Origin of the sequence: Pseudomonas sp. RGM2987 (genome assembly GCF_022952855.1) — a bacterium.
Lineage (GTDB): Bacteria > Pseudomonadota > Gammaproteobacteria > Pseudomonadales > Pseudomonadaceae > Aquipseudomonas.
In genome coordinates, this window is the sequence record NZ_JALJDX010000090.1 from 1 (window position 1) to 9194 (window position 9194).

The 9194-nt window shown below is 61.7% G+C and carries 8 protein-coding genes; 5 read left to right on the plus strand and 3 right to left on the minus strand.

Translation table 11 applies throughout. The features are described 5' to 3' along the window. Positions 1-218 precede the first annotated feature (218 nt). Positions 219-1136 (plus strand): sulfate adenylyltransferase subunit CysD, encoded by a 918-nt coding sequence (gene cysD / locus RGM2987_RS01435; RefSeq protein ID WP_003178041.1) that lies wholly within the window; start codon positions 219-221, stop codon positions 1134-1136. Positions 1137-1145: 9 nt separating this feature from the next. Further along, entirely contained in the window at positions 1146-3044 is a 1899-nt protein-coding gene (gene cysN, locus RGM2987_RS01440) for a sulfate adenylyltransferase subunit CysN (RefSeq protein WP_245138335.1), read from the plus strand. A gap of 168 nt (positions 3045-3212) precedes the next feature. Here cysN and RGM2987_RS01445 read toward each other — a convergent pair whose 3' ends face one another. The 3 genes from RGM2987_RS01445 to RGM2987_RS01455 all read right to left on the minus strand — a co-directional run bounded on the left by RGM2987_RS01445 (position 3213) and on the right by RGM2987_RS01455 (position 6621). Continuing rightward, the gene (locus RGM2987_RS01445; protein WP_245138336.1) at positions 3213-4121 is read right to left on the minus strand and encodes an acyltransferase; all 909 of its coding nucleotides are present in this window, start codon (positions 4119-4121) and stop codon (positions 3213-3215) included. Continuing rightward, positions 4122-6221: a phosphate acetyltransferase gene (gene pta / locus RGM2987_RS01450; RefSeq protein WP_245138337.1), complete on the minus strand. Its 2100-nt coding sequence runs from the start codon at positions 6219-6221 to the stop codon at positions 4122-4124. Positions 6222-6282: 61 nt separating this feature from the next. Beyond that, positions 6283-6621 (minus strand): DUF3565 domain-containing protein, encoded by a 339-nt coding sequence (locus RGM2987_RS01455; protein ID WP_245138338.1) that lies wholly within the window; start codon positions 6619-6621, stop codon positions 6283-6285. Here RGM2987_RS01455 and RGM2987_RS01460 point away from each other — a divergent pair. The 3 genes from RGM2987_RS01460 to RGM2987_RS01470 all read left to right on the plus strand — a co-directional run bounded on the left by RGM2987_RS01460 (position 6590) and on the right by RGM2987_RS01470 (position 9050). Further along, entirely contained in the window at positions 6590-7075 is a 486-nt protein-coding gene (locus RGM2987_RS01460; RefSeq protein ID WP_245138339.1) for a peptidylprolyl isomerase, read from the plus strand. The genes RGM2987_RS01455 and RGM2987_RS01460 overlap by 32 nt on opposite strands. Before the next feature lie 114 nt (positions 7076-7189). Continuing rightward, positions 7190-7672, plus strand: a complete 483-nt coding sequence (locus RGM2987_RS01465) for a glutathione peroxidase (RefSeq protein ID WP_245138340.1) — start codon at positions 7190-7192, stop codon at positions 7670-7672. Between the two features lie 274 nt (positions 7673-7946). After that, positions 7947-9050, plus strand: coding sequence for an NADH:flavin oxidoreductase (locus tag RGM2987_RS01470; protein WP_245138341.1), 1104 nt, complete (start codon positions 7947-7949; stop codon positions 9048-9050). Positions 9051-9194 lie beyond the last annotated feature (144 nt).

Below are 9194 nucleotides of genomic sequence, written 5' to 3' on the forward strand. Positions count from 1 at the left end.
CGAAGGCGCTGGGTCAGTCAACATTTATGCAACTGAACCACCGCCTTCGCGAGCAAGCCCGCTCCCACAATAAGTCAGTGCAACACCCGAACCCCCAGGCATATCCATATGCTGTTTCGATCTAGTTGGCGTCCTGATTAGAAGGAGGTCGCTGTGCTAGGATTCCCCGCTCGAACACGGCCCGCTGGCCGTTCATAAGAAAGTTTTCGTGAGTAGCCATGGTCGACAAACTGACGCATCTGAAACAGCTGGAGGCGGAAAGCATCCACATCATCCGCGAGGTGGCCGCCGAGTTCGATAACCCGGTGATGCTGTACTCCATCGGTAAAGATTCCGCCGTGATGCTGCACCTGGCACGCAAGGCGTTTTTCCCCGGCAAGCTGCCGTTCCCGGTGATGCACGTCGACACCCGCTGGAAATTCCAGGAAATGTACAAGTTCCGTGATCGCATGGTCGAGGAACTTGGCCTGGACCTGATCACCCACGTCAACCCGGACGGCGTGGCGCAGGGCATCAACCCGTTCACCCACGGCAGCGCCAAGCACACCGACATCATGAAGACCGAAGGCCTGAAGCAGGCCTTGGACAAGTATGGTTTCGACGCCGCGTTCGGCGGTGCCCGTCGCGATGAAGAGAAATCCCGCGCCAAGGAGCGCGTCTACTCGTTCCGCGACAGCAAGCACCGCTGGGACCCGAAGAACCAGCGCCCGGAGCTTTGGAACGTCTACAACGGCAAGGTCAACAAGGGTGAGTCGATCCGCGTGTTCCCGCTGTCGAACTGGACCGAGCTGGACATCTGGCAGTACATCTACCTGGAAGGCATCCCGATCGTACCGCTGTATTTCGCCGCTGAGCGCGAAGTCATCGAGAAGAACGGCACGCTGATCATGATCGACGACGAGCGCATCCTCGAGCACCTGTCCGACGAAGACAAAGCCCGTATCGTCAAGAAGAAAGTGCGTTTCCGTACCCTTGGCTGCTACCCGCTGACGGGCGCTGTGGAGTCCGAGGCCGAAAGCCTGACGGACATCATTCAGGAAATGCTCCTGACGCGAACTTCCGAGCGCCAGGGCCGGGTCATCGACCACGATGGCGCAGGCTCGATGGAAGATAAAAAACGTCAGGGTTATTTCTAAGGGGCTGTCATGTCGCATCAATCTGATTTGATCAGCGAGGATATCCTCGCCTACCTGGGCCAGCACGAGCGTAAAGAGCTGTTGCGGTTCCTGACCTGCGGTAACGTCGACGACGGCAAGAGCACCCTGATCGGGCGTCTGCTGCACGACTCCAAGATGATCTACGAAGATCACCTGGAAGCCATCACCCGCGATTCGAAGAAAGTCGGCACCACCGGCGACGACATCGACCTGGCGCTGCTGGTCGACGGCCTGCAGGCCGAGCGCGAGCAAGGCATCACCATCGATGTCGCGTACCGCTATTTCTCCACCGCCAAGCGCAAGTTCATCATTGCCGACACCCCGGGCCATGAGCAGTACACCCGCAACATGGCCACCGGTGCTTCCACCTGTGACCTGGCGATCATCCTGGTGGACGCCCGCTACGGCGTGCAGACCCAGACCCGTCGCCACAGCTTCATCGCCTCGTTGCTGGGCATCAAGCACATCGTCGTGGCCATCAACAAGATGGACCTCAAGGGCTTCGACCAGGGTGTGTTCGAGTCGATCAAGGCCGACTACCTGAAGTTCGCCGAAGGCCTGAAGAACCAGCCCACCAGCCTGCACTTCGTGCCGATGTCCGCCCTCAAGGGCGACAACGTGGTGAACAAGTCCGAGCGTTCGCCGTGGTACACCGGCCAGTCGCTGATGGAAATCCTCGAGACCGTGGAAGTGGCGGGCGACCGCAACTTCACCGACCTGCGTTTCCCGGTGCAGTACGTCAACCGTCCGAACCTGAACTTCCGCGGTTTCGCCGGCACCCTGGCCAGCGGCATCGTGCACAAGGGCGATGAAGTGGTGGTGCTGCCGTCGGGCAAGAGCAGCCGCGTCAAATCCATCGTTACCTTCGAAGGTGAGCTGGAGCAGGCAGGGCCAGGCCAGGCAGTGACGCTGACCATGGAAGACGAGATCGACATCTCCCGTGGCGACTTGCTGGTGCATGCCGACAACGTGCCGCCGGTCACCGACAGCTTCGAAGCGATGCTGGTGTGGATGGCTGAAGAGCCGATGCTGCCGGGCAAGAAATACGACATCAAGCGCGCCACCAGCTACGTGCCGGGCTCGATTGCCAGCATCGTCAACCGGGTCGACGTGAACACCCTCGAAGAGGGCCCGGCCAGTGCGTTGCAGCTCAACGAAATCGGCAAGGTGAAGATCGCCCTGGATGCGCCGATTGCCCTGGACGGTTACGAGAGCAACCGCACCACCGGCGCGTTCATCATCATCGATCGCCTGACCAACGGCACTGTCGGCGCCGGCATGATCGTCGCGCAGCCGCTGGCCCACGGCAGCAGCACGCACCACGGCAAGCTTGCCCATGTGTCGGTGGAAGAGCGCGCCCAGCGCTTCGGCCAGCAGCCGGCCACCGTGTTGTTCAGCGGCCTGTCGGGCGCTGGCAAGAGCACGCTGGCTTATGCCGTGGAGCGCAAGCTGTTCGATTCCGGTCGTGCGGTGTTTGTGCTCGATGGCCAGAACCTGCGTCATGACCTGAACAAGGGCTTGCCGCAGGACGGCGCCGGGCGCACCGAGAATTGGCGCCGCGCGGCTCACGTCGCGCGTCAGTTCAACGAAGCCGGCCTGCTGACCCTGGCGGCATTCGTTGCGCCGAGCGCCGAAGGGCGTGAGCAGGCCAAGGACCTGATCGGCCGGGAACGTCTGCTGACGGTGTACGTCCAGGCCTCGCCGGCGGTGTGCGCCCAGCGTGATCCGCAAGGTCTGTACGCCGCCGCTGGCGACAACATCCCTGGCGAGTCTTTCCCATATGACGTGCCGCTGGATGCCGATCTGGTGATCGACACCCAGGCGCTGACATTGGAAGAGAGTGTCAAGCAGGTGTTGGATCTGCTGCGCAGTCGCGGCGCGATCTGACGACGCAGCAGTAAAACAAAAGCCCGCCGATGAGTGATCATCGGCGGGCTTTTTTCATTGGCTCGGACCCTGTGGGAGCGGGCTTGCTCGCGAATGGGGTGTGTCAGTCAACATCTGTTTTGAGTGTCAGTCCGCATTCGCGAGCAAGCCCGCTCCCACAAGGTGGGGTCAGTGGCGATCTGGGAATTCCTGGTGCATCTGCCCCAGCAACGCATCCTTGTCCTGCCACAGCTGGTTGATCCAGCCCTGGAACTCCAGGCGATACGCGCCGTCCTGATCGTAGCTCTTGCCAACGAACTGCGGCGGGATCTTCAGTTCCTGGAAATGCACGACTACTTCTCCAACGTTGCCGCAGAGCAGATCCCAATACCCCGGACGACCGCCGGGATAATGAATGGTCACGTTGATGATCGACTCCAGTTGCTCACCCATGGCATCCAGCACGAATGCGATGCCGCCGGCCTTGGGCTTGAGCAGGTAGCGAAACGGTGATTGCTGCTGGGCATGCTTGGCTTCGGTGAAGCGCGTGCCCTCGACGAAGTTGAAGATGCCCACCGGGTTGTGGCGAAACTTCGCGCAGGTCTTGCGAGTGGTTTCCAGGTCCTTGCCTTTCTTTTCCGGATGCTTTTCCAGATAGGCCTTGGAGTAGCGCTTCATGAACGGAAAGCCCAGGGCCCACCAGGCGAGGCCGATCACCGGCACCCAGATCAGCTCCTGCTTGAGAAAGAACTTCAGCGGCCGGATGCGTCGGTTCAACACATACTGCAACACCATGATGTCGACCCAGCTCTGGTGGTTGCTGGTGATCAGGTACGAGTGCTGGTAGTCCAGGCCCTCCAGCCCGCTGAGATGCCAGCGGGTGCGGCGCACCAGGTTCATCCAGGCTTTGTTGTTGCTGATCCAGGCTTCGTGGATGTGGCTCATCAACCAGTCAGTGAAACGCTGGGCGGCGGGAAAAGGCAGCAGCAGCTTGAAAATAGCCACGACGAACAACGGCGTGCAGCACAGGATGGTGTTCAGCGCCAGCAGCAGCGAGGCAATCACGCCGCGCACGGCGGCAGGCAGGAAATCCAGCATTTAAAGGTCCATGGGTCGGTTGGCGGCTTGGATCGCGGTCAGGGCGATGGTGTACACGATGTCGTCGACCTGGGCGCCGCGCGGCAAGTCGTTCACCGGTTTGCGCAGGCCTTGCAGCATCGGCCCGAGGCTGACGCAATCGGCGCTGCGCTGTACCGCCTTGTGGGTGGTGTTGCCGGTGTTCAGGTCCGGGAAAATGAACACCGTGGCGCGGCCGGCCACCTGACTGTTGGGCGCCAGTTGTCGGGCGACGGTTTCGTTGGCCGCGGCATCGTATTGCAGCGGGCCGTCGATCAGCAGGCCGTGTTGCGCCTCGTGGGCCAGCAGGGTCGCTTCGCGGACTTTCTCCACTTCTTCGCCACTGGCCGACTCACCACTGGAATAACTGAGCATCGCCACTCGCGGTGTAATGCCGAACGCGGCAGCCGAGTCGGCGCTTTGCAGGGCAATCTCCGCCAGCTCCGCAGCGCTGGGGTGCGGGTTCATCACGCAGTCGCCGTAGACCAGCACTTCCTCGGGGAACAGCATGAAAAACACTGAGGACACCAGTGAGCAACCCGGTGCGGTCTTGATCAGTTGCAGGGCCGGGCGGATGGTGTTGGCGGTGGAGTGGATCACCCCGGAAACCAGCCCGTCCACTTCATCGAGCGCCAGCATCATGGTGCCGATGACTACGGTGTCTTCCAGTTGCTGCTCGGCCATCGGTGCGTTCAGGCTTTTGCTCCTGCGCAGTTTCACCATGGGCTCGACGTAACGCTCGCGAATCGAATCCGGATCGAGAATTTCCAAACCCGGCGGCAGTTCGATGCCCTGGGCCCGGGCCACCGCTTCGACGTCGGCCGGTTTGGCCAGCAGCACGCAGCGGGCGATGCCCCGGGCCTGGCAAATGGCGGCGGCCTGCACGGTCAAGGGCTCGCTGCCTTCGGGTAGCACGATGCGTTTGTTGGCGGCCTGGGCGCGTTGGATCAGTTGATAGCGGAACACCGCCGGCGACAGGCGCATTTCCCGTGGCGTGCCGCAGCGCTGGTGCAGCCATTTGGCGTCCAGGTGGCTGGCAACGAAATCAGTGATGATCTCCGCACGTTCGCGGTCATCGATCGGAATTTCCTTGTTCAGGCCGTTGAGCAGGTTGGCGGTGTCGTAGGAGCCGGTGCTCACCGACAGCACCGGCAGCCCGGCCTGCAAGGCGCCTCGGCACAGGTCCATGATGCGCGGGTCGGGCAGGGTGTCGCTGGTCAGCAGCAGGCCGGCCAGCGGCACGCCGTTGATCGCCGCCAGGCTGACGGCGAGGATGATGTCGTCGCGATCGCCAGGGGTCACCACCAGCACGCCGGGCTTGAGCAATTCCACGGTGTTGCGCATGGTCCGGGCGCAAATGATGATGTTGCTCATGCGCCGGGTTTCGTAGTCCCCGGCATTGAGCACCTGCGCGCCCATCAGGTCGGCCACGTCACGGGTACGTGGGGCGTTGAGCTCCGGGCGAAACGGGATGCAGCCCAGCAGGCGGAAGTCGCCGCTGCGCAACAGGGGCGAATGCTCCTTGAGTCGCGCACTGAAGGCTTCGATGCTCTCGTCGGTGCGCACCTTGTTCAGGATCACCCCGAGGACTTTCGGGTCCTTCGGCCCGCCGAACAGTTGAGCCTGCAACTCCACGCGTCCGGAAAGCTCGGTCAGCACTTCGTTTTCCGGCGCCGACACCAGGATCACTTCGGCATCCAGGCTCTTGGCCAGGTGCAGGTTGACCCGGGCGGCGTAACTGGCGCTGCGGGTCGGGACCATGCCTTCGACGACCAGTACATCCTTGCCGATGGCGGCTTGTTGGTAGAGGGTGATGATTTCTTCCAGCAGCTCATCGAGCTGACCATCGCCGAGCATGCGCTCGACGTGCGCCAGGCCCAGCGGCTGCGGCGGCTTGAGACCATGGGTGCGAGCCACCAGTTCGGTGGAGCGTTCCGGCCCGGTATCGCCAGGGTGGGGTTGGGCAATCGGTTTGAAAAAGCCGACCTTCAGCCCGGCCCGTTCCAGCGTGCGCACCAGCCCAAGGCTGATGGAGGTCAGACCCACACCAAAATCGGTGGGCGCGATAAAAAAAGTTTGCATGCGGATTCCCTAAAGGTGCATGGCAAGGGCGAGGCCTATAGCTGGCCGTCTGCCGTCAGATTCAGTCGCCAAGGTTATCGCTAACCGGGGTCTGTGCGCACCAGCCGCAATCGAAGCACTGGCCTATTTTTTCAATACGTTGCACCCGATCCTGCACCCAGGCCCGGGACTGCCAGGGTGGCTGGTGGCGCAGGTGCTGGGTATGACCGCAGGACAGCTCGACCACCCAGTGGCCATCCTCATCCTGGTGGAAACCGGTGACCGTCGATCGGTTCGAGCCAGCCCGTTTGTCCGGGTTCCGTTCGCTTTCGGGCAAATCCTTGTTTAGACTTGTCCGTTCTTCATTCTTATGCAAAAGGTCTCGCCCCATGCTGATCGCCGCCAATAAGGCTGTCTCCATCGACTATACCCTGACCAACGACGCTGGTGAGGTCATCGACAGCTCCGCCGGCGGCGCTCCGCTGGTCTACCTGCATGGCGCAGGCAACATCATCCCGGGCCTGGAGAAAGCCCTGGAAGGTAAAACCACCGGTGACGAGCTGAACGTTGCCGTCGAACCGGAAGACGCCTACGGCGAATACTCCGCCGAACTGGTCAGCACCCTGAGCCGCAGCATGTTCGAAGGCGTGGATGAGCTGGAAGTCGGTATGCAGTTCCACGCGTCGGCGCCCGATGGCCAGATGCAGATCGTCACCATCCGCGACCTGGAAGGCGACGACGTCACCGTTGACGGGAACCACCCGTTGGCCGGCCAGCGCCTGAACTTCCAGGTCAAGGTTGTCGACATCCGTGACGCCAGCCAGGAAGAAGTCGCCCATGGTCACGTCCATGGCGAAGGTGGTCATCACCACTGATTTCTGCGCTACGCTCAGAGAACTGGAAAGGCGCCGTGAGGCGCCTTTTTTGGTCGGTTGCTGTTAGCATCGGCCGTGGCTGTTTCGAAAAGACCTGCAAACCTGGAGTTCGTCATGAGTGCTTTCCACGACCTTAAACTCAAAGCCCTGAATGGTCAGGAGCTGCCCCTGGCGCCGTTCAAGGGGCAAGTCGTGCTGGTGGTCAACGTCGCCTCCAAATGTGGCCTGACGCCGCAATACGCTGCGCTGGAAAACCTCTATCAACAGTTCAAGGACCGGGGCTTCAGTGTGCTGGGGCTGCCCTGCAACCAGTTTGCCGGCCAGGAGCCTGGAACCGAGCAGGAGATCCAGGACTTCTGCAGCCTCAACTATGGCGTCACCTTCCCCTTGTCCAGCAAGCTGGAAGTAAACGGTCCTGACCGCCATCAGCTGTACCGCCTGCTGGCGGGCGAGGGCGCCGAGTTTCCCGGGGACATTACCTGGAACTTCGAAAAATTTCTGCTCGGCAAGGACGGCCGCGTACTGGCCCGCTTCTCGCCGCGCACGGCGCCGGATGATCCTGCGGTGGTCCAGGCGATCGAGAAGGCGTTGGGCTGAACCGCAGAACCCAACTGAACCTTTGTGGCGAGGGGATTTATCCCCGCTGGGCTGCGTAGCAGCCCTAGAGTCTGACACCCCGGTGTGTCAGCCTGATCAGGTTGCTTGCTCTTGGGGTCGCTGCGCAACCCAGCGGGTATAAATCCCCTCGCCACAGGTTCAGCGCTTGGCTTTTGATTCTTAATCACTGCAATCAATAGTGCTACCCAGTCCTGTCCACGGCACATATTATCCCCGTCATATCGACCTGCGACTTTGTCCCGTGGAGTGCCCCATGCCTGTAAAAGCCTTGTTCAAACCCTTCCAACTCGGCGCGCTCGAATTGCCGACCCGTGTCGTAATGGCGCCGATGACCCGTTCCTTTTCGCCAGGAGGGGTGCCGAACGCCAAGGTCGTGGAGTATTACCGTCGTCGCGCTGCGGCCGGGGTCGGCCTGATCGTCACCGAGGGCACCACGGTCGGGCACAAGGCCTCCAACGGTTATCCGAACGTGCCGCATTTCTACGGTGACGCTGCGTTGACCGGCTGGAAACAGGTGGTCGATGCGGTGCACGCCGAAGGCGGCAAGATCGTTCCGCAATTGTGGCATGTGGGCAGCGTGCGCCGCATCGGGACCGAGCCGGATGCCAGCGTGCCGGGCTATGGTCCGACCGAAAAACTCAAGGATGGCCAGGTGGTGGTCCACGGCATGACCCAGGCGGACATCGACGAAGTCATTGGCGCGTTCGCCCAGGCTGCGCAGGACGCCAAGCGCATCGGCATGGACGGCGTGGAAATCCACGGCGCCCACGGTTACCTGATCGACCAGTTCTTCTGGGAAGGTAGTAACCAGCGCACGGACGGCTATGGCGGCAGCCTGGCCAATCGTTCGCGCTTCGCCATCGAGCTGATCCGTGCCGTGCGTGCGGCGGTGGGCGAGGGATTCCCGATCATCTTCCGTTTCTCTCAATGGAAACAGCAGGATTACACCGCGCGTCTGGTCCAGACCCCTGAGGCTTTGGGCGAATTCCTCAAGCCGTTGTCCGAGGCCGGCGTGGATATTTTCCACTGTTCGACGCGGCGTTTCTGGGAGCCGGAGTTCGAAGGCTCCGAACTCAACCTGGCCGGCTGGACCCGCAAGCTCACCGGCAAGCCCACCATTACGGTCGGCAGCGTCGGCCTGGACGGCGAGTTCCTGCAGTTCATGGTCAACACTGACAAAGTCGCGCAGCCGGCCAGCCTGGAAAAACTCCTGGAGCGCCTGAACAACGATGAGTTCGACCTGGTGGCGGTGGGACGTGCGTTGCTGGTGGATCCGGACTGGGCGCAAAAAGTCCGCGAAGGGCGCGAGCAGGAGATCCTGCCGTTCAGCCGCGAGGCGTTGATGACGCTGGTTTAAGCAGCGTCCGCTCTGGCGCCATCGCGAGCAGGCTCGCTTGTATGGTAGGACTTGAAGGGAGGAGGAGGGACAAGGCTCGATTCTGACTGTTAGCAGCAGTACAGACCGTGGGAGATTTCGCCCCTCCTCCTTTCACCCAAGCGC